General features: G+C 59.0%; 20 protein-coding genes, 1 pseudogene and 2 riboswitches. Of the genes and pseudogenes, 4 read left to right on the top strand and 17 right to left on the bottom strand.

The window, feature by feature from the left end:
- Positions 1-58: 58 nt before the first annotated feature.
- Positions 59-167: riboswitch (glycine riboswitch) on the bottom strand.
- A gap of 2 nt (positions 168-169) precedes the next feature.
- A riboswitch (glycine riboswitch) is annotated at positions 170-271 on the bottom strand.
- A gap of 134 nt (positions 272-405) precedes the next feature.
- Together BTUS_RS03590 and BTUS_RS17320 are read left to right on the top strand one after the other, a co-directional pair.
- A complete protein-coding gene (locus tag BTUS_RS03590; protein WP_013074762.1) occupies positions 406-2,124 on the top strand; it encodes a DEAD/DEAH box helicase in 1,719 nt (572 codons plus the stop codon).
- 67 nt (positions 2,125-2,191) lie between these two features.
- Positions 2,192-2,935 (top strand): annotated as a pseudogene (locus BTUS_RS17320) (YqhG family protein); the annotation flags it as partial.
- 97 nt (positions 2,936-3,032) lie between these two features.
- On the opposite strand, the gene BTUS_RS18770 reads toward BTUS_RS17320, so the two are convergent.
- From BTUS_RS18770 to BTUS_RS03520, 13 genes are all read right to left on the bottom strand, one after another.
- Complete coding sequence (locus tag BTUS_RS18770) at positions 3,033-4,007, bottom strand: ATP-binding protein (protein WP_013074760.1); 975 nt, start codon at positions 4,005-4,007, stop codon at positions 3,033-3,035.
- Between the two features lie 21 nt (positions 4,008-4,028).
- Positions 4,029-4,967 carry a homoserine kinase gene (gene thrB, locus BTUS_RS03575; protein WP_013074759.1) on the bottom strand — a complete coding sequence of 313 codons (939 nt, stop codon included), beginning with the start codon at positions 4,965-4,967 and terminating at the stop codon, positions 4,029-4,031.
- Between the two features lie 40 nt (positions 4,968-5,007).
- On the bottom strand, positions 5,008-6,081 hold the full coding sequence (gene thrC / locus BTUS_RS03570) for a threonine synthase (protein ID WP_013074758.1): 1,074 nt from the start codon (positions 6,079-6,081) through the stop codon (positions 5,008-5,010).
- A 16-nt stretch (positions 6,082-6,097) separates the two neighbouring features.
- The gene (locus BTUS_RS03565; RefSeq protein ID WP_013074757.1) at positions 6,098-6,559 is read right to left on the bottom strand and encodes an ACT domain-containing protein; all 462 of its coding nucleotides are present in this window, start codon (positions 6,557-6,559) and stop codon (positions 6,098-6,100) included.
- A gap of 82 nt (positions 6,560-6,641) precedes the next feature.
- Complete coding sequence (gene asnB / locus BTUS_RS03560; RefSeq protein ID WP_013074756.1) at positions 6,642-8,588, bottom strand: asparagine synthase (glutamine-hydrolyzing); 1,947 nt, start codon at positions 8,586-8,588, stop codon at positions 6,642-6,644.
- A 22-nt stretch (positions 8,589-8,610) separates the two neighbouring features.
- The gene (locus BTUS_RS03555) at positions 8,611-9,150 is read right to left on the bottom strand and encodes a shikimate kinase (RefSeq protein WP_013074755.1); all 540 of its coding nucleotides are present in this window, start codon (positions 9,148-9,150) and stop codon (positions 8,611-8,613) included.
- 49 nt (positions 9,151-9,199) lie between these two features.
- Entirely contained in the window at positions 9,200-9,607 is a 408-nt protein-coding gene (locus BTUS_RS03550) for a hypothetical protein (RefSeq protein WP_013074754.1), read from the bottom strand.
- A complete protein-coding gene (locus BTUS_RS03545) occupies positions 9,604-10,092 on the bottom strand; it encodes a hypothetical protein (protein WP_013074753.1) in 489 nt (162 codons plus the stop codon). The genes BTUS_RS03550 and BTUS_RS03545 overlap by 4 nt, the downstream gene beginning before the upstream one ends.
- A complete protein-coding gene (locus BTUS_RS03540) occupies positions 10,089-10,445 on the bottom strand; it encodes a hypothetical protein (RefSeq protein WP_013074752.1) in 357 nt (118 codons plus the stop codon). The genes BTUS_RS03545 and BTUS_RS03540 overlap by 4 nt, the downstream gene beginning before the upstream one ends.
- Complete coding sequence (locus BTUS_RS03535; RefSeq protein WP_123809217.1) at positions 10,435-10,944, bottom strand: pilus assembly FimT family protein; 510 nt, start codon at positions 10,942-10,944, stop codon at positions 10,435-10,437. Before BTUS_RS03535 ends, BTUS_RS03540 begins: the two co-directional genes overlap by 11 nt.
- Positions 10,874-11,257 carry a competence type IV pilus major pilin ComGC gene (locus BTUS_RS03530; protein ID WP_013074750.1) on the bottom strand — a complete coding sequence of 128 codons (384 nt, stop codon included), beginning with the start codon at positions 11,255-11,257 and terminating at the stop codon, positions 10,874-10,876. The genes BTUS_RS03535 and BTUS_RS03530 overlap by 71 nt, the downstream gene beginning before the upstream one ends.
- A 1-nt stretch (position 11,258) precedes the next feature.
- Positions 11,259-12,398: a type II secretion system F family protein gene (locus BTUS_RS03525; RefSeq protein WP_123809216.1), complete on the bottom strand. Its 1,140-nt coding sequence runs from the start codon at positions 12,396-12,398 to the stop codon at positions 11,259-11,261.
- Entirely contained in the window at positions 12,316-13,452 is a 1,137-nt protein-coding gene (locus BTUS_RS03520; protein WP_013074748.1) for a GspE/PulE family protein, read from the bottom strand. Before BTUS_RS03520 ends, BTUS_RS03525 begins: the two co-directional genes overlap by 83 nt.
- Before the next feature lie 213 nt (positions 13,453-13,665).
- Between BTUS_RS03520 and BTUS_RS03515 the strand changes: the two genes are divergently transcribed.
- Complete coding sequence (locus tag BTUS_RS03515; RefSeq protein WP_013074747.1) at positions 13,666-14,157, top strand: Lrp/AsnC family transcriptional regulator; 492 nt, start codon at positions 13,666-13,668, stop codon at positions 14,155-14,157.
- Positions 14,154-15,380, top strand: a complete 1,227-nt coding sequence (locus BTUS_RS03510) for an aminotransferase class I/II-fold pyridoxal phosphate-dependent enzyme (protein WP_013074746.1) — start codon at positions 14,154-14,156, stop codon at positions 15,378-15,380. The genes BTUS_RS03515 and BTUS_RS03510 overlap by 4 nt, the downstream gene beginning before the upstream one ends.
- Positions 15,381-15,452: 72 nt before the next feature.
- On the opposite strand, the gene BTUS_RS03505 is transcribed toward BTUS_RS03510, so the two are convergent.
- The 4 genes from BTUS_RS03505 to BTUS_RS03490 all read right to left on the bottom strand — a co-directional run bounded on the left by BTUS_RS03505 (position 15,453) and on the right by BTUS_RS03490 (position 20,036).
- Positions 15,453-16,547 (bottom strand): hypothetical protein, encoded by a 1,095-nt coding sequence (locus BTUS_RS03505; RefSeq protein ID WP_013074745.1) that lies wholly within the window; start codon positions 16,545-16,547, stop codon positions 15,453-15,455.
- Between the two features lie 9 nt (positions 16,548-16,556).
- A complete protein-coding gene (locus BTUS_RS03500) occupies positions 16,557-17,723 on the bottom strand; it encodes a glycosyltransferase family 4 protein (RefSeq protein WP_013074744.1) in 1,167 nt (388 codons plus the stop codon).
- Between the two features lie 22 nt (positions 17,724-17,745).
- Positions 17,746-18,786: a sugar phosphate nucleotidyltransferase gene (locus BTUS_RS03495; protein ID WP_013074743.1), complete on the bottom strand. Its 1,041-nt coding sequence runs from the start codon at positions 18,784-18,786 to the stop codon at positions 17,746-17,748.
- 284 nt (positions 18,787-19,070) lie between these two features.
- Positions 19,071-20,036, bottom strand: coding sequence for a type I phosphomannose isomerase catalytic subunit (locus tag BTUS_RS03490; RefSeq protein WP_013074742.1), 966 nt, complete (start codon positions 20,034-20,036; stop codon positions 19,071-19,073).
- Positions 20,037-20,070: the final 34 nt, after the last annotated feature.

Raw genomic sequence — 20,070 nt, 5'->3', positions numbered from 1 at the left:
CCTCCCGTTTCACCGATAGCCAGAAAATGAAAAAGAGACGAGGTTTCCCATCCCCGTCTCTCTGTCCTTCAACCTGAGAGCATGCCCGGATGGCCGCCGGTCCATTCGCCGGCCGTCCAGGTTACCCCTTTGGTGGCCCCGGCCATCGCCGGGGCACTCTCCAGAGACTCGTCCGGATGCGGTACTTTTGCCTGAGAGTTTCGCGGGAGGATCGGGAATCCTCCCCTTGCTCCTTCGGCGGTGCATCAGCACCCTCTCCCGCACCCTTCATCCGACATCGCATCATTTGGTTGGATATTCTTCATATTACCGAAGATCGGGTCCAGGCGCCACCCGTTTACCGCCGTGCGTAAAAAAAAGAGAATGGACACACACTAAGGCTGTCATGTCTTGGGGGGATGGATCGTGAATCACCTGCCGGAGGTGGAATTCAATGAATCCGCCTTTGACGAGTTCGTGACCCGGGTCCGGGAGGATCACTGGGACTCGTGGGCCATGTTTCAATTGGCCCTGGAGGCACACCGGCGGCAGTTGACCGAGGATTTTGACCGTTTAACCTGCATCGAACAACTGCCCGCAGTCATTCCCTATCCGCACCAGCTCCGCACCGCTGAGCGAGTGCTTCGAGAATTTCGCGGTCGGGCGATCCTCGCCGATGAAGTGGGCCTGGGTAAAACGATCGAGGCAGGACTGGTTCTGAAGGAATATCTCATTCGTGGTCTTGTGCAGAAAGCCTTAATCCTCGTCCCCGCATCCCTCGTGCTGCAGTGGACACGGGAATTGAACGAAAAATTCAACATTCCCGCCTTCGCCCAAAGAAACGAATGGTCCTGGTCCACCTACGATATTCTGGTCGCTTCCATTGATACCACGAAGCGGGACCCCCATCGCCAGGCTGTTCTCGGCCAACCCTGGGACATGGTCATCGTCGACGAGGCCCACAAGCTCAAGAACCGCAAAACGAAAAACTGGCAACTCGTCAATCAGTTGCAGAAAAAATATTGTTTATTACTCACTGCCACTCCGATTCAAAATGACCTGCGGGAGCTGTACAATCTGATCACTTTATTAAAACCGGGACAACTGGGGAGCTTCCGGGAGTTCTGCCGCAATTTCGTCGAAGATAAGCGAACGCCAAAAAATCCGGCCGGACTGCGCAAAGCCCTCGACGAAGTGATGATCCGAAATAAACGAAGCGAAGGCAATGTCGAGTTCACCAAACGGTACGTGCGCCAAGTCCCGTTGCAACTGTCTCCGGAGGAGCGCGTTTTTTACGAGGCCGTCACCGCCTTCATTCGGGAAGAGTACCGTCGGCGCATCGACACATCCCAAAATGTTCTTCATTTGATCACCCTGCAACGGGAGATGTGCAGTTCGCCGTACGCGGCCTTGAACACTCTGGAACGCATGGCAAAGGATGAAGCCCATCCCCCGGGCTTTCGAGCCCGGTTGCTGGAACTGTGCGAACTCGGGGCTCGAATCCCCACTTACACGAAAGTGGAAACCACCATCGACTTGGTGAACCAGATCCATGACAAAGTGATCGTGTTCACCGAGTATCGAGCTAGCCAAGATTTCCTCCTTTACATGATGAAACGGCGCGGCATTCCAGCTGTGCCCTTTCGCGGCGGATTCCAACGGGGGAAAAAGGACTGGATGAAAGACATTTTTTCGAAAAGGGCCCAGGTGATGGTCGCCACCGAAGCGGGGGGTGAAGGGCTTAACCTCCAGTTCTGTAACCAGATCATCAATTTCGACCTGCCCTGGAACCCCATGCGGGTTGAACAGCGCATCGGCCGGATTCACCGTTTGGGCCAAACCCGGGATGTGTTCATCCACAACCTGGCCACGGCCGATACCATTGAACAATATATCGTTGAATTGCTCCAGGAAAAAATTCGCCTCTTTGAACTGGTCATTGGCGAACTCGACCTGATTCTCGGCAAAATGCGCTTATCCGCCGATGACTTTGAGCGACAAGTCATTCGTTGGATTATGGATGCGGAACATCCGGATCGGCTTCGGGAAAAAATGGACGAGTTCAACCGCGCTTTTGAGTCGGCGAAGGCCGAGTGGGCCAGGGAACGCGCGACAGAGGGCGTAGAACTGCCCGGTTTGATCTAGAGGACGCCTGTAACCCGAGAGTTCCGCAACACAATACGCCCCTGGGGCGGCCGCTTGGAGGGAGTCCATGGAAAACATCGAAGCCATCCGCACTTTCGCGAGAAGCTACTTTATCCACACCGGCGCAACCCTCATCGAAGACAGCGATACGCGCCTTGCCGTACGCGCGCCCATCGAGATCGACAAAGAGCTCACCGACCGGCCCTATTATTGGATGTGGGTGGAAGCCACCGGCCAGGAGGTGGAGCCCCCGACCTACACGTTCATTTTCGACCCTGAGGCCGCCGAGGAAGAGGACGAAACGGCCGAATGGTTGGCCCCGGGAAGTTTTCGTCTGCAGCGAATGTACGAGTCGGTATGTCGCCGGGGACGGTTTGTACGCCAATTTGAAGTGAGCCGTCCGGACACCTTACTCCGACCGGTCCTCTTGGTCTATTGGAAAATCTCGTATGTCTCGGACCGGCGAAAAGATCGGTTATTGGCCGCCGCGGTAGACTTGGTGGAGGGGCGGGTCGCCATCCACGCGGACGCCTCTTTGCCGCCGGTGCAACTTTCTGACACTCCATCAGCTCGACACCTTGAGAAGGCCCGAATCGAGTGGCCAGAAGCCACAAGTCTTCTCCAGGCCGCCCTGCGTCTGCACCTTAGTCACGAGGATCACCGCTGGGCCAAGGAAGCCCTGGAGAGGCGTCGGGAAGAAGAGCAGCGCCTGGCCCTGTATTTTCAACAGATCCTTCGGGAACGGGAGGAGGATCGTCGCACTTTGGAAGCAGAGTGGGCCATCCGCCGGGAAGAACTGAAATGGCGTCTCGGCCCGCGTATCCTGGCTGATCCTCTTCAATGGGCTTGGCTTTTCCTCACCCCCGCCTCGATGCTCACCTGGTTCAACAAGCGGCGATCGGCTTCGCTCACTTGTCCGGTGGATTTGTGGGAGAACGAGGGGACGTCTCTTCCATCCTCGGCCCGAGCCAGTCAATCTGCCGGAGCCGGGCATCGGGACCGTCCAGGTGTCCGTGCCGATTCATCTGCACAATGCGGCTTCGCATGACGTCCACAAGAACTTCCAGCTCCCGGGCCACCCGCCCGTAGATCTCCGGAGGTGGATAATTGCTGGTAAATAACGTCGGCCGAGCGGTGGTGAAACGGGCATTGATAATCCGAAACATCTTCTCCAGTGTAAAATCACTCGGCCGCTCCTGGGCAAACTCATCGATGGCGAGCACAGGCACCCGGCAATACGCTTCCACGATGGGTTCCACATCCTGCCCAGACGCAATGCGGCTGCGGAGGCGGTCAAAAATCATGTCCGCCCGGACAAAGAGCGTCGGGACCCGCCTCTCCTCCAGGCGATTGACGATCGCCAGAAGAAGATGTGTTTTCCCCACCCCCGGCGGCCCAAAGATGTACAGGCCCTTCATCGGCACCCCGGGTTCCACCGTCTCGGCAAACTCCACCGCCGCTTTGTACAAATCCGGAAACCGGCGCTTTTGCTCCTCGGGAAAATTCTCGAAGGTAAAACGGCCGTCTGCCTCAGTCTTGCCCGAGAACGCCTCCAGGTCTTTTAAGCGGCGTCTTTCCAACCACTCTTGATACGGACGGCAATATCCGGTTCGAACGGTAATCTCCCCTTGATAAACTTCCAGTTGGTCGAACATGCCCCGGGCGTCTCCTTGCTTGCCGCACTGTTCGTAACCCCGACACTGACCGCAGATCTCCTGCTGTTGCAAGTAGGCAAACAATAAGCCACTGCCCCGAATCACCGCCCGGGGCTTTACTCCGAGTTCCCGGAGCTGGGGAATTCGCTCATAAAAGAAAGAAGGGGCGGTCTTTGCGCCCGGGCGCCGCAGCGCCGCCAGACTGGCCAGCGATCCGATGGACTCCATATGGCCGTCCCTCCCTAACATTCACCGAGTCAACGGCTGAAGAGACGCCGATGCGTCGATATCGATCACCTGCACCCCTCGCAAATCGGGCCGCAAAACCATCGAATGGGCCGCCAGCCCCGCCCCCGCCCAGGCCTGGATCATGGCGGGACCCACTGGCTCTTCATCTCCGGCCCGGCAGAAGGCGATCAACGAAGGCCCGGAACCGCTCAACGCCACGCCCAAAGCTCCGGCTTTCCGACCCGCATCGGCGGCGGCACCCATGCCGGGGATGAGAGACATTCGGTAAGGTTCGTGCAGCACATCATCCATGGCCGCCCCCGCCGTTTCCAGATCCCCCGTGGCAAGGGCCCCGACCAACAGACCCACCCGGTTCACATTGTGGACGGCATCGGAAAAGGGCACCGAGGTCGGAAGCACTTTCCGGGAATCTTTCGTGGCCAGAGGTACTTCAGGCACAACGACGACGCAAACGAGATCTTGGGGTACTGGCAATTTGACGTACCGCGTTTTTTCCCCGGTCTTGCCGGACACGACGATCCCGCCGAAAAGCGCGGCAGCCACGTTGTCAGGATGCCCTTCCATGGCCACCGCCAACTCCAGCAGATCATCCGCGGACAGCGGCCGCCCGCACAGTTCGTTGGCCGCCGCCAACCCGCCCACAATGGCCGTGGCACTGCTGCCCAGCCCCCGGGTCACCGGCACCGCATTGTGAGCCCGCAACTTCAATCCTGGTCTTCGTCTGCCGAGTTGATCGAACACATACTGCACCGCTTTGTAGATCACGTTTTCAGAAGTCGCCGGAATCATCTCCGCGCCGGCGCCGGTAACTTCAAATTGCAATCCCTGATCCATGATCTCCAGCTCAATCTCATTATAAAGCTGCAACGCCATGCCCAAACTGTCGAATCCCGGACCGAGATTCGCCGTGGTGGCCGGCACTCGAACCTTCACCGCCACGAGGGGTCCCCCATTTCTCTCCAAAATCTCATCCCCAAGCTCACGACCGAAGCGCTTCCGAACCCATCATCGCATCGACCACCGCTTTCTCGGTGGCCTCCACCACCTGCGGGCCCTCAGCCCGTCCAGGGGCGTGCAGCAACGCTGTATCCGGATCTTTGAGCCCGTTGCCGGTCAAGACGCAGACGGCCGTCAGTCCCTTTTCCAGCCGCCCCTCGGCTCGGGCTTTGACCAGTCCCGCCACCGAGGCGGCGGAAGCGGGCTCACAGAAGATCCCTTCCCGAGCCACCCATCGGTAAGCCTCGAGAATCTCCTCGTCCGTTACTGCGCCCATCATCCCGCCGGATTGCTCCACCGCCTGCACCGCCCCGTTCCAGCTCGCGGGATTCCCAATTCGTATGGCTGTGGCAATCGTTTCCGGGTGAGCAATCGGCTTTCCCCGCACGATGGCCGCCGCACCTTCCGCCTCGAAACCAAACATGCGCGGGCGATGCCGGGTACGCCGATGAAGGTGATACTCAACAAATCCTTTCCAATATGCGGTAATGTTACCGGCATTGCCCACTGGAATCGCAAGCACGTCGGGTGCTTCCCCCAGCTCGTCGCAAATCTCGAAGGCCGCCGTTTTCTGGCCCTCAATCCGAAAAGGGTTGACGGAGTTCACCAGAGTCACCGGATGGGTCTCGGCCAAATGTCGAACGATCGCCAACGCCTGGTCAAAATTCCCCCGGACTGCGACGACCTGGGCTCCATACATATACGCCTGGGCCAATTTCCCCTGGGCGATCTTTCCATCCGGGATTACCACCACCGCGCGCATGCCCGCCCGGGCCGCATAGGCGGCGGCTGACGCCGATGTATTCCCCGTGGACGCGCAAATTAACACCTTGGCTCCGTCCTCTTTCGCTTTTGTCACCGCCATGGCCATCCCGCGGTCTTTAAACGAACCTGTGGGATTAAGGCCTTCGTACTTTAACCAAATCTCGAGGCCGGTGCGCTCGGACAGTTGTCGGGCATAGATAAGCGGTGTGTTGCCTTCTTGCAGGCTGATCGGCTCCGTATCCGGCTCCACGGGCAAGAACTCTCGGTACTCCTCCACGACACCCCGCCACATGGCGTGATCTCCTCCTTCACTGGCTGTAACCAACAATTTCCGCCCGGCGGACCCCAGTAATCCCGATCAAGGTCTTCACCAAGGCGTCGACGGGGTTGGTCATGTCGGAAACGTCCACCATCACCGTCACCAGAGCGGCCTGGTGCACCGGCATACCCTGATTGATCGTAAGAACGTTTCCCCCAGCCCGGGCAATGGCGTTCAATACGACAGAAAGGACCCCCGTGCGATGCTCAAGGATGAGCGACAGGGTCACCACATGCTCCCGCCCTTCTTCATCGTACAGATGCACCAAGTCCCGGTACTTATAAAAGGCACTTCGGCTCAAACCGACCTGGGAGACGGCATCGTGAACCCTCTCCACTTCCCCGCTGGCGAGCAAAGTCTTGACCTGAACCGTTTTGAGCATGGCTTCCGGGAGAATCTCTTCCGCCACCAGATAGTATCTTCGGCGATTCCCTTCACCCACGCCCGTCACCCCGCGATGTTTACTGTAGGTGGATTACAATCCTCTACTGGTAGACAGTATAACATCGGGAGCTGAAGTTGACAATCGCCGATCACGGAGCATAGCTTTCCAATCGCTGCCCCTGAGCAGCCCCCCGGCCAAAGAGCCGCTCTCTCCGCCGCAAAACACCGGGCCGGACCGTGGGCTGCACCGCTACGTGGCCCGAGATATAGATATCGTGCCAAAGCAAAAACATTAAAACGGTCCACAGCTTCCGGGCGTAATCCCCTCGCCCGAGCCGATGATCTTCCAGCCTGGCAAGTAGCCATGCCCGATCAAAATACTCATCGACCGACTTATCGGATAGGCGCTCCCTGGCCCACTCGTACAGCTCGTCCCGCAACCAGCGCCGGGTCGGGACCGGAAAACCCAACTTTTTGCGCCTCGTTACCGCTTCGGGCAGGATGTCCCGGACAGCCTCCCGCAACACGTACTTGGTGGTGCCCTCCAAAAGGCGAAGCGAGGTTGGAATGCGCCGAGCTACATCGAAAACCCGCACATCCAAGAAAGGCACCCGGAGTTCCAGGGAGTTGGCCATCGTCATCTTGTCGGCTTTCATGAGAATGTCACCGGGAAGCCAGGTATGAATGTCCACGAGCTGCATTTGGGTGACTTCATCCATGTCGGCAAATCGCTCGTACAACGGCTCAGTCACCACTTTCACGCAGGCGAATCCCCCATCGGGGGTCCACTTTAGAAAAGCTCGTTTCTCATTGTCCGAAAAAATGTTGGCGTTCCCCACAAACCGGTCGGAGAGTAGCCGAGATCCCCGAAGGAGAAATCCCCGGCCCTTCATCCCGGAAGGCAATCCCCGGGCCCATTCTCCCAAGCCCCGGCGCACTCCGTCGGGCAAGAAATGAAACATTCGCAGGGACAGCGGCTCTCGATAAATGGTATATCCCCCGAATAATTCATCTGCCCCCTCCCCCGAAAGGACCACCGCAACGTCGGAAGAGGCCAGCTCCGCCACAAAGTAGAGGGCGATCGCCGAGGGGTCTGCGACTGGCTCATCCTGGTGATAAGCCAGATCGGGAAGAACCTCCGCATACCGATTCGCCGAGATCACGACATCTCGGTGGTCAGTACCGAGAATCCTCGCCGTTTCCCGAGCATACTCGATTTCGCTCATCCCGCCGGCCCCTTCAAAGCCCACGGTAAAGGTTTTCACTTGCTCAAGTTCCTTCAACAGGGCCACGATGGTACTGGAATCAACCCCACTGGAAAGAAAAGCGCCCCGGGGCACATCGCTGTTCATATGCGCTCGAACAGACTCCCGCAACACCTCCCGGACCTCGTCCACGAATGCGGGAAGCGGTCGATCTACCGGTTCGAAAGTCGCCTCCCAATACCTTCCGAGCTTTGCCTCTCCCTCCCGCCAAATCAGCCGGTGCGCCGGCGGCAACTTCTTAATGCCCTCAAACATCGTTTCTGGGTCGGGAACATATTGGAACGTGAGATAGTTCCACAACGATTCCGGCTTTACCCGGGCCTCGATCCCGGGGACCGCCAACAGGCTTTTGATCTCCGAGGCAAAAACAAGTCCTTCGGGGGTCAGAGTATAGTACAGGGGTTTGATCCCAAAATGATCCCTGGCCAACAACAACGTGCGCCGGGGCTCATCCCAAATCGCAAAGGCAAACATGCCCCGGAGTCTACCGACTAAATCCAGCCCCTCTTCTTCGTACAGATGCACCAAAACTTCAGTATCGGTGTCCGTGCGGAACTGGTGTCCCCGCTCCACGAGCTCGCGGCGAAGCCATTTGTAATTATAGATCTCCCCGTTAAACACCACCCAGATCGAGCCGTCCTCGTTGGACATGGGTTGGTGTCCGCCGGCCACGTCGATGATGGAAAGACGGCGGAATCCGAACCCCACCCCTGACCCCAAGTAGAATCCTTCATCGTCCGGTCCCCGGTGAATGATCCGTTCCGCCATCTGCCGAAGGGTCTCCATCTCGACATTTCCATCCCGGTTCGCGATTCCACAAATCCCGCACATGACCCCATCCTCACCTTCCCGCTTATCCCAATCGAACCGCACGCCCGCCCGGTTCGCCCAGGCCAAAGTGATTCACGATGGCTTCAACGACAGCTTGTGCCGTTTGATCGCTGGTGTCGATCGTCAAGTCCGCCCACTCGTACATCCCGCGACGTTCCTGGAGCAGCTCGTGCAGCCGGGCAATCCGGGAATCCCCGCCGAGCAGCGGCCGGACCGCCGGGTCGCCGACCAACCGCGCAGCCAACACCTCTTCCCGGGCCGAGAGATAGACCGTTTTCCCGCTCGCTTTCATGATCTCCACATTTCGCCCCCGAAGGACGATCCCTCCTCCGGTGGCGATGACCCACCCGCTGCGCCCGGATAGTTCCAACAAAGTCGCCTGCTCGAGATCGCGGAAAAACGATTCCCCTCCCTTTGCAAAAATCTCGGGGATCTCCATACCTTCCCTGCGGACAATCTCGTCATCCGTATCGGCAAACGACCACCCGATCCGTTCGGCCAACAGCCTCCCCACCGTGCTCTTTCCACTTCCCATGAAACCGATGAGATACAGGTTGGTCAAATCGTCCCCTCCCTCATTGCATCTATCCTACCACACCACACGATCCACTTTAAGGACCGGAGCCAAAATCCGTACCCTCATGCCAACCGCGAATTGTGAAACTTCCTGGATCCACGTCCACCCGCAAAGACCGCTGGACTGCATCCCCAATACGCCCCCGGGAAACCACCACGATTAACGGTCCGGGCTCCTCGGCGACTGTGACCTCCACCCGCCCTGAGTCCAAGGGCAACTGTTGCGTCCCCCTCCAGTCCGGGTGTTGACGCAATTGCGCCAGGGCCCACTGCCATCCCACCTCAGCCAATCGGTCCGCTTGATCGGTTCGCACCTGCCGCACAATCCGTTCAAAATGGCCGTGTACTTTGTCGAACAATGTCCACATGGCCACCTGCATCACCAAAGCCAAACCGAGCGTCGCAGGAAGAATCCATCCACCGCACCTCCGGGCCAGTTTCACGGTGCGGAACCCTCTCCTGATCTGGAGCCCGCATCGGGGAGGAAGCGCCGCGAGGCGAGAAAACCGACCAGCGGCTCCTGATCCCAGGGCCGCGCCCACCAAGTCTCAACGGTGAGCCCTCCGGGCTCCACGACAAACCAGATACGTTTCACTCCATTGGCCAGAACGACGTCCCCCTCCCCGTTTACAGATTGAAGAACCTGCCCACGGTCGCTCAACCACAGGGAAATCCATTTTCCCCGCCCATCGCGAAATTCCACCCTTCTTCCCCCGCCCCGAACCTCACCCGCGTCGTGAAACTCCCGGGACAGCCGAACCATCAGGCGGCGCCACTGTTCTTCCCCTTCGATCCCTGTATCGATTCGATTCGCACTGGAAGCGACGGCGGCCCACCACTGTGCCCAGGTCATCCATATCACTGCCGCCATCACCGCAACCAGAGCCGTCTCCAGAAGAATAAAACCTTGCACACCCTTTTTATTCACGGCAGAGTCCGCCTTTCCGGGGCGGGCTCGATGAAGCTCAGCTCCCGGTCACCGCGGATACCGTGCCACCTCACCTTTAGTCGAATCACGGGAACTTCATTCCACCTCTGCCCGCCCTCCCACTCGATGCGGTACTGAACCCCCGACCTCTGCACCACTTCCCCGACAGCCACTCCTGTAGCCACCCGCCGTTCTCGGGCTTCAAGGGCCAGATTCCGGGCGATGGCCCATTGTTGCGCGTCCCGATATTCTGCCAAAATGGCCATGGTATAAACCCCGTCCGTACCGATCAGGAGGACGGTGCAAAAAGTGGCGAGTAACGCCTCCATCATCATGAACCCGTCACGGCCCAAGGAAAATCACCACCCCACTGTCTGGGTAGATCCGAGCGCCCATTCGATCTCCGAATCGATTGCACAGCCAGATCGTCCCGCCCTGAATCCCGGTGCCCCGGGGGTTGAAGCGCAGATGAGTGTCTGGCAGGGGCAAGATGCCGGTCGCGTATGCAATGCCAGGTTTGTTATCCACCGTTCTGACGTGTTCCACCCCGCGGTACACCATGTAATCCGGGCGAGTCCTCCAAAATCTCAGTTCATAGAAGACCCCTTCCGCTTCGGCCCGGCTCTGGCACTCCCTTAAATCTGCCGTCAGCCGCTCCGCGGCAGCTCTCAATTCCCAGTACGCCAGCCACCGAACCATACTCGGAATGGCAACGGCGGAGAGCGCGCCTATGAGAAGCAGTGCAGCCATCGCCTCGAGCAGAGTAAACCCCTTCGCTTTCTCACAATCCCAAAACACCGTGCAACGAACAGGAAACCTCCGGTGTCCCGCTCGCCCCTGCCTTGATCTCATAATGACCTCCCCCCGGACATTTGGGCGGCGATTCCAACAACTTTGCGTCAACCAAAGCCTGAAGGGCTGCCTCCGACGACCCCGGCAGGGGGATATCCTGCACCAGATCCCACTGAACGAGGACCATGCGCAGCAAGCGCTGGTTGCTTTCGCAACCCGTCTTTTGTGCGCCCTCACCTGCAGCCCGCAGATTGGGCACCGCCAAGGAAATCAGAACCCCGATAATGGTCACGGCCACCAACAACTCAATCAACGTAAAACCGCCCTGGTACGAGCGCTTGCGTTTACACCGGGTCTTTGTTTCCAACGTCACCTTACGACACCACCCGTCCCATCAATTTCGTGATCGGCAGGTAGAGAAGGAGAAAAATCCCCAAAATCAACACGCCGATGACTCCCGTCAAAGCCGGCTCCAGCCATCGGATCCACAATTCCGTGCGCCTCCTTTGTCTGGTCGCGATGCGCTCGGCCAACACAAGTAACGCCGTATCCATCTGGCCGGTCCACAGTGCCAATTCCACCACCCGACGCAACTCTTCTGTGCACTGCGGCCACCTCCCCAAAGCCTCGGAAAGGGACTCCCCTTCCGACATCCGCTGTCGCACGTATCGAGCCGCTCCGGAGACCCGGGTTCTCAAGCTGCCCAGGTGAGCCAGTGTCTCTTCTAAGGAAACGCCGGCAGCCAGCATGGTGCCGAGGAGAAAAGACCACTCGAAGGTAAAGGCGTCGTACAGCCCCAGTGTCTGGGCGCAGCGCCGTAGGGGAGATCGTCGACTTAAACGATAGCCCCGCATACCCTCCGGAACCGGGGCGGAACGTTCTCTGCCCCGCCTTGGCCGACGACCGGGGGCCCATAGCCATAGGGCGAGTCCCAGAGCGGCGGCAGCCAGCGCGCCGAGGACAGCCCCGGTCCACCGAATCGCTTCCAAGTCAATCCCAGGATCCAGGCCCAGGGGGTGGTAAAAATCTTTCAGCTTTGGCAGGACGACCACGAGAAACAGGACACATACCCCCGTCGCCGCCACAGTCACGAAGAGAGGGTAAGCGAGTTGCCGCCACATCTCCCGCCAGTGTCGGTCCCACTGAGCGGCCTGCCCACCGAGGGCGGTCATCATCTGCACCCATTCTCCTGTGGCCTCCCCTACCCGGATCAATGGCAGCCACAGTGGATATTGTCCCGCCTCTTCATAGAGTTCCGAAAGGGAGCGACCTTCCCGGAGCCCGTCGCGCCACTGCAGTAAAAGCGTTGACAACGGTCCCGTCCGCGCGACGGCCAAAACATCCAAGGCATAATCCATGGGTATCCCCGCTTTTAGATACTGGGCCAAATCTGTCCACAACTCCGCCCAATCCCTCAGGGCAATCCGCGGGTCATCCCTCCTCCGCCCCCACCGAGGCCGTCGCCATTGGAACTGAGGCCACCCCGCCCACCAAGGACTCACACCACGGTTCACCCAACTCCCCCTTTATCATCCTCGGCCAGGCGCTCTCCTCCCAATCCGGAGAAGTGGACCAAGGCCGATCCCAACCTTGTTCTGAAAGATGAAACAACGGCACTACTCCGGCGATGCCCCGTCCTTGGCATGCTTCACACCCACTGGCCGTCCAAGCGAATCCCGCCTGCCCTCCGCTCCCCCGAACGGTCCCGGACCTTCGCCGGCAATGGGCACACAGCCTGCCCACCAATCGCTGACTGAGAATAGCCAGGAGCGTACTCTCCAATTCCCCCTCAGGAACCCCCCACTGGCGAAACCGTGACCAGACTTCGGCAGGGCCCGCCCCGTGAACGGTGGCCACCACCAGGCATCCGGCAAGGGCCGCCTGAACCGCCGTCCAGGCGGCATCTTCGTCGCGAATCTCGCCGATTGCCACGGCGTTGGGGTCTTGGCGCAAACAGGCTGGCAAAAGGCGGCGATACGTCCAACCCCTCCCCGTTTGAACCTCCACCTGGTGAACGCCGTCCACATGCTGTTCCACTGGATCCTCCAGGGTCACCACACACCGATGTTCCGCCGCCCACCGCCTCACCACCCGGTACAAGGAAGTCGTCTTCCCGCTTCCAGTGGGGCCGGCGATCAACAACAATCCGTGAGCAGACTCCGTCCACGCCAGCCAGCGCCGCCAAACTGGATCGTCCCCAAAGTCTGACTCCGATGGATCCTCCCCCGTCCGCACATGGTGGATCCGAATCACGAGACGCTCCCCTTTTACCGTGGGCAGGGTGGCCACCCGCATGTGACACACGTTCCCCCCTACGGGAAGCTGGAGTTGGCCATCTTGGGGGATCCGCTTCTCAGCAATATCCATCCTAGACAACAACTTCACCCTCCGCACAATCTCCTGCCCCATCCGGCCGTTCCAGGTCGTCACCCGCCACAATCGGCCGTCGCGACGAAATTGCACCCGCCAACCAGCCTCCTCGGGCTCCACGTGAACGTCGGGGACTCGTCCCGCCACCGCCCGCTCCAGCACCTGCTGAAGTGCCTGCACCGGCCCTTGGCCTTCCATAGCCTTCCCCCCTTCTTTTTCCGCCGGCCCCCTCCGCCGGGTGTATCCAGTGGATTCGACTCCGCGCCGAACAAACCTTTGGAGCCCCTTTGAACCTGAAAAAATCTTTATTAAACTTTCGAGAGCGGGATTTCCCCGGCGACGGAGATCGCCGATTCAGTCCGGGTGCGGTATAATAGGGTCCAATACCGGCGCAACCTCAGGAGGTTTGCCATGGATTCACTGGTGAAACGGATTTTACAGTTGTTGCAGGAAAACAGCCGCCTGCCCCAGCAAGCGATCGCCGATATGCTCGGCGTTTCCCGCAACGAAGTGGCAGCGGCCATCGATCAACTGGAGCAAAATGGCATTATCAAGGGTTATTCCGCGGTCATTCATTGGGAGAAAGCGGGGTACGAACAGGTGACGGCGATGATCGATGTCAAGGTAACCCCTCAGCGGGATGCCGGATTCGACGCCATCGCCGAGCGCATCTATCGCTTTCCGGAAGTCAAATCGGTGTATCTCATGTCCGGGGCCTACGACCTTTCAGTGGTTGTGGAGGGGCGAACCATCAAAGAAGTGGCCCGATTCGTGTCCGAAAAGTTGTCCACCCTCGAACACGTGCTGTCGACGACCACCCATTTTATCCTGAAAAAATACAAACAGGACGGGGTTATTTTCGACGATCGGGAAGGGGATCAGCGGTTGGTGATCACCCCATGACAGACTTTGAAGATCGCCTGTCGCCGACGGTCCGAGCCATTCCCCCGTCGGGGATTCGACGTTTTTTCGATTTAGCCGCCACCACCCAAGGGGTTATCTCCCTGGGAGTGGGGGAACCGGACTTTGTCACGCCGTGGCGAGTCCGGGACGCCTGTGTGGATGCGTTGGAAAGGGGTTATACGAGTTACACATCAAACCGCGGGCTTCCAGCCCTTCGGCGGGCCGTGGCCCGGTATCTCGAAGACCGATTCAGGGTTTCGTACAACCCGGACACGGAAGTCCTGGTCACGGTGGGGGCCAGCGAGGGGATCGACGCGGCGCTTCGAGCGATCCTTTCGCCGGGGGATGAAGTCCTCATCCCAGAACCCAGTTATGTTTCCTATGGTCCCTGCGTCCAGTTGGCCGGCGGAGCGCCGGTGTACGTCCCCACCCGGGCGGAGGACCAGTTCAAGCTCAAGGCGTCGACCATCGAACGATTCATTACGCCGAGGACAAAGGCATTGTTGCTCGGCTACCCGAACAATCCCACCGGCGCCACCCTGGGTGAGAAAGATCTGGAACAGATCCGGGCCATCGTGCTCAAACACGACCTGCTCGTCATCAGCGACGAAATTTATGCTGAACTGAGTTACGTCCTGCCGCACACCAGTTTTCCGTCGTTGCCGGGTATGCGGGAGCGCACGATGCTGTTAACCGGGATGTCCAAAGCCTACGCCATGACAGGCTGGCGAGTCGGTTTTGCCACGGGCCCGAGGGCGTGGATCGACGCCATGGTAAAAATCCACCAGTATACCATTCTCTGTGCACCGATCATGAGCCAAATGGCGGCGGTGGAAGCCCTTACAAAGGCTTCCCGGGAGCGGGATGAAATGGTGGCCCAATACGAGGAACGCCGGCGACTGGTGGTGAGCGCTTTTCGGCGGATGGGCCTTTCTTGTCACGAGCCAGAAGGGGCCTTTTACGCATTCCCGTCGGTGAAGGAAACCGGCCTCGATGACGAAGTGTTTGCCGAAGAACTGCTAAAGCGAGAAAAGGTGGCGGTGGTACCGGGGCGGGTGTTCGGTCCGGGGGGTGTGGGACACATTCGCTGTTCGTACGCCACCGGTGTTGACCAATTGCTGGAGGCTTTCGAACGAATGGAACGGTTTTTGGAGAAGCTCGACGATATCCGCGCCGAGCGGGAAGGACACGCCCCGAGTTCTCTGGGAGGTGCCCGACGATAGGGGGCAAGAAATTGAAACGGGCGGTTTTCCCCGGACGGGGCTGCCGGGGAAAACCGCCCGTCTTTTGTTCCGTTACCCGACGGCCTGGATCTCTTCTTCCGGCAGTGAAGGCACAGCCAACCCCGCTTTGACCAATGCGTAAGCCGACAAAAGATACGCCAGCACCGATTCCGCCCCTTGATTCAGGTTTACGCCCCCAGCGAGAAGCCCGTCTTTGCATCCTCCTGTGTCGGGGTCATACAGCGAAATTCCTTCCACATTGTGCCCGGTGAACCACGAAAAACTGATCCGGGCCCCTTCCCGATCAGCGGGGCGCCCCAGAACACTCCAAAATGTGGCATAAGCCAGGACCATGGCCCCGGCGTCCACCGGTTGTTGGTCATACAGCGCAGGGCGCCCTCCCTTGGGAAACCATCCGTGGTTCCCAACAATTTGAAGTACTCCGTCAATAATCAGCGACTCGGTGAGAAAATCCATCGCTTCCTCAGCAATCCTTCGGGCTTTTTTCGACCCGGTGACCACGGCCCCCCGGAGCAGCGCAGCTGGCAACACGCCGTTCGAGTAGGTCAGGGCTTCGTCAAACCACGGCCACCCCGGCGCGCTATGCCGGTGATAAGCAGCCACCAGCCCCTCCACCAGCTCACCGATCAGCGGCTCCAGCGCGCCCCGTCGCTCCTCCCTTTCCCACGCCGCGCAAAGCCCCAGAAGGGCAAAGGCTTGGGCCCGCACAAAGGAGAGGCCGGTGGCATGGGAGACTGCTCGTTCAAAGGCCGCCGCCGCCACACGGCCGTAGTAGGAATTTGGCTGTGTCTTCATCGTCTCCCCCAGGGCCCACAGGGCCCTCCCGAAGCTGTCTTCGGACCCCAGTTCCTCCAAAAATCTCCGGTCATACCCGACGAAGTTTCGGAATCTCCCATCCGGGCGCTGGGCGTACACCAGAAATGCCAAGTAGCGGTCGGCCAGCCTTCCCAGCCTGGCTGACCAGGGCCGGCATTCGGGCAAACTTTGCAGCCAAAGCGCGGCGATCAGCGCCCGGGCATTGTCGTCGGTCGTATAACCGGTGGCGAAATCCGGGACAGGGCCCACGGCGTGTTGGATCATCCCCGTCGAATCGGTCATCCGTTCCATGTGATCCAACCGCATCTCCACTGCCAAGGGCTCTTTCATCGCCGAAGATCACCTCACTGACATCGGATGCGCCGGCGCCAACCCCTCTTCCGCCAGCTCCGCATACTGCAATCCGATCTGGGGCCAACTCACCGATGCGCCAAAGGAGCGGGCTTTGGCTTCACAGGCCTGCTGTTTCAACGGGTGATCGAACATCTCCAGGATCGCCCGGGCCATGGCCCCGGCGTCCCGGAACGGGACCAGAGACCCCGCTCCCTGACCCAACAGCTCCTCGGCATACCAGTACGGCGTCGAGACCACTGCCCGGCCCAGTCCCACGGCATAGGTGAGAGTGCCGCTGCAAATCTGTTCTTTCCCAGGATACGGGGTCACAAACAGATCCGAGGCCCATAAATAGTCGAGCAACTCTTCCCGTTCCAGGAAACGATTCACGAAACGAACGTGGTCCGCCATTCCCAGTCGGTCCACCATGGCCTCCAAAGACTGTCGGTAACGCTCTCCGCTCCGGCGCACCACGTCCGGATGTGTCCCCCCGAGAATGAGGTACGTCGTCTCGGGATAACGCCGCACCACCTCGGGAAGTGCCAGGATGACATTTTCAACACCCTTTCCGGGGCTTAACAAACCGAAGGTAGAGATTACCCGCCGCCCACCCAGGCCGAGCTTCGCTTTCATGGTCTCCCTGGGGACCGGGGAATGATAAACCGGCACGCCGTGGCGAATCAGTCGAATCCGGCTTTCAGGAACACCGTAGACCTGTTGGAGCAGTTCCCTGGCTTTTTCTGCCATGACCACCACAAAAGCACTCCGGGCACAGATCTCGCTCAGCACCCGTTTCTGTCCCTTGGTCGGAGATTTCAAGACAGTGTGGAGCGTGGTGATGATCGGCGCCCGAAGCTCTTCATAAAGGCGCAGGATAAAGCGACCGTCTTCCCCGCCGAAAATCCCGTACTCATGTTGCACGCAGACGACATCGATTCCGGCAGCGCTCATCGCCTCCGCAGCCCGGACGTAGTCCCTGGGTCGCTCATCGCGGATCGCCCAGGTGGCACCAGGAGGGATCGTCTCCCCCTGGGCCTCGCGGATCATGGCCGCGATGCGCACATCGGTGCCAGCCTGGGATAGCGCTTCTGCGAGGTCTGCGGTAAAAGACGCAATGCCGCAACGTCTGGGCGGGTAAGTGCCAATGAGGGCCACACGGCGGTGTTTCCTCATACGGCTGTCACCTCCGTTTGATTTACCGTTCCTGGGTCACCGTTTCCGCCGTGACCGCGCGTTGGACAAAGCGCGCCGATGGCGGAACGGTCGTCCCCTCCCCCACCACAGTACTGATCAACTCGGCCCCGGCGCCTACCTGCACACCATCCCACAGAACGCTGTCCCGCACCACTGCCCCGGGACCCACATGGGTATTCGCGCCAATCACGGCAAAGGGGCCGACTGTTGCGCCTGGAAGAACCTGGGACAACGGGCCGATCAGCACCGGCCCAATCACTCGGGCGCCGGTGAAAATCTTGGCCGTCTTGTCCACCGCCACCCCGCTGGCGGGAAACGCACATCCCGGCAATTCGGCCGTGCGAGAAAGCAAATGGCGGTGTAATAAGAGATACTTCTCAGGCGTCCCCATGTCAATCCAGTAATTGTCCGAATTATAAGCGTAGAGTGCCTTCCCCCGCTCTAACAGCTTTGGAAAAACCTCCCGCTCAATGGACAGCGGCGTCCGAAGAGGAAACCACTCCAATGCGTCCGGTTCCAAAACGTATAGGCCCGCATTTATGTAGTTCGTGGTGACCTCCTCTAGAGATGGTTTTTCCAAAAAACGTTGGATTCTTCCCTTCGCGTCGCTTTCGACTAGCCCATATGGCGTAGGATCTTCCACCCAGGTCGTGGCAATGGTGACGAGCGCGTTGCGCTCAAGGTGAAAATGAACTAAAGCGGAGATGTTTAAATCTGTGACAATGTCTGCATTGCAGACGAGGAAGGAATCGTCAAAATGATGTTTCGCTTGGACAATCGCCCCGCCTGTGCCCAGTAACGACTCCTCGCGTTCATAAGCAATCCTCAAGTCCAGGCGCGAACCATCGCCAAAATAATCCTCAATCTCCTGACCACAATAGCCCAGGGTAATCACGACCTCGTCAATCCCGTGGCGACGAAGCAGTAACAGTAGATGCTCCAGTTGAGGGCGGTTGGCCACCGGCACCATGGGCTTCGGCAACTTGTCCGTGAGGGGCCGCAGGCGAGTTCCCTTTCCACCAGCCAAAACCAGTGCTTTCACGCTCTCTCGACCTCCCTGTGTCATCCGGGGTTGAGCCGAAACCAAAGGTAGCATATCGCATACCATACCCGTTGGACCTATTCGACTGTACTCATCGCCAGGTTTCGATTACCATTGAACCTATGAAACTCGTTTCGGCCATCCCCACCTATAGTAGCAAGATATGGTTTGATTTTAACACAAAATCCTCTTCAGTGCCAGGACCGTCCAGCCGGAAGTGTGCCCGGAATGAGCAAATTTCGGCAAAAAACTCGCCAAGGCCCACTCTCTCCTGTTATTAGCACTCATTTCGCCCGAGTGCTAATAACAGGCGCTGAAAACAAGGCTTCAAACCTTCCCGATAAAACAACGGGGTGTAACACAGCAGGGAGAAGAAGGTGATCCCCCTTGGCCACGGGCCGCCGTCCATGGTCCCACACCATCTCCCCTGATCCTTGAATCACATTGATCAAACGAAAGACACCACTTTCGTCCAGACGCGCTTCTCCATCGACCCGCCAATGATCGATCGTAAAAACCTCCCCGCGCACCAAGTGTTCGATAACGGCACCGACTCGCCCCGATCGCGCATAACCCGGTCGCTGAGGTTTTGGAGACGGACACCTCGTAACCGCCAGCGCTTCTTTCACGTGTAAATCCCTTTTACGGCCGTCGGCGCCGACCCGGTCGTAGTCGTAAACGCGATAGGTGGTATCGGAACTTTGTTGAATTTCCAAGATCAACAAGCCTCTGCCGATGGCGTGAAGAGTCCCGCTCGGGACATAAAAGAAATCTCCCGCTCGAACCGGGACCTTCACGAGCAGGTTGCCCCAAGCTCCTTCTTTCATGCGTTTCTCAAACTCCTCCCGGGTCTGTGCACGATGTCCATATACAATCGATGCCCCGGGCTCGGCAAACAGCACGAACCAAGCCTCTGTTTTCCCCGCATCGCCCCGGGGCCGAGCATAGCGATCGTCCGGGTGCACCTGAACAGACAGATCCTCGGAGGCGTCAATCACCTTGACGAGAAGGGGAAATCGGGCACCGGGCGGTAGCCCGAACCACTCTGGGTAAGCCCTCATGACTTCACTCAGCCGTTTCCCGGCCAAGGGCCCGTCGGCCACGGGAGTCGGTCCATGATCGTGGTCGGAAATCACCCATGCTTCACCAATTCCATCAGAAGCCCCGGAATATCCGAACTCCCTGAGCCGCGATCCGCCCCAGATCCGTTCTTGAAACACAGGGCGAAAAGACAGGGGATACGCCTTCATCCATCTTCCCTCCGCAAACTTCAATTCCTCTACA

It is taken from the genome of Kyrpidia tusciae DSM 2912, assembly GCF_000092905.1.
GTDB classification, from domain to species: domain Bacteria; phylum Bacillota; class Bacilli; order Kyrpidiales; family Kyrpidiaceae; genus Kyrpidia; species Kyrpidia tusciae.
This window is presented reverse-complemented; position numbering and strand designations above follow the sequence as displayed.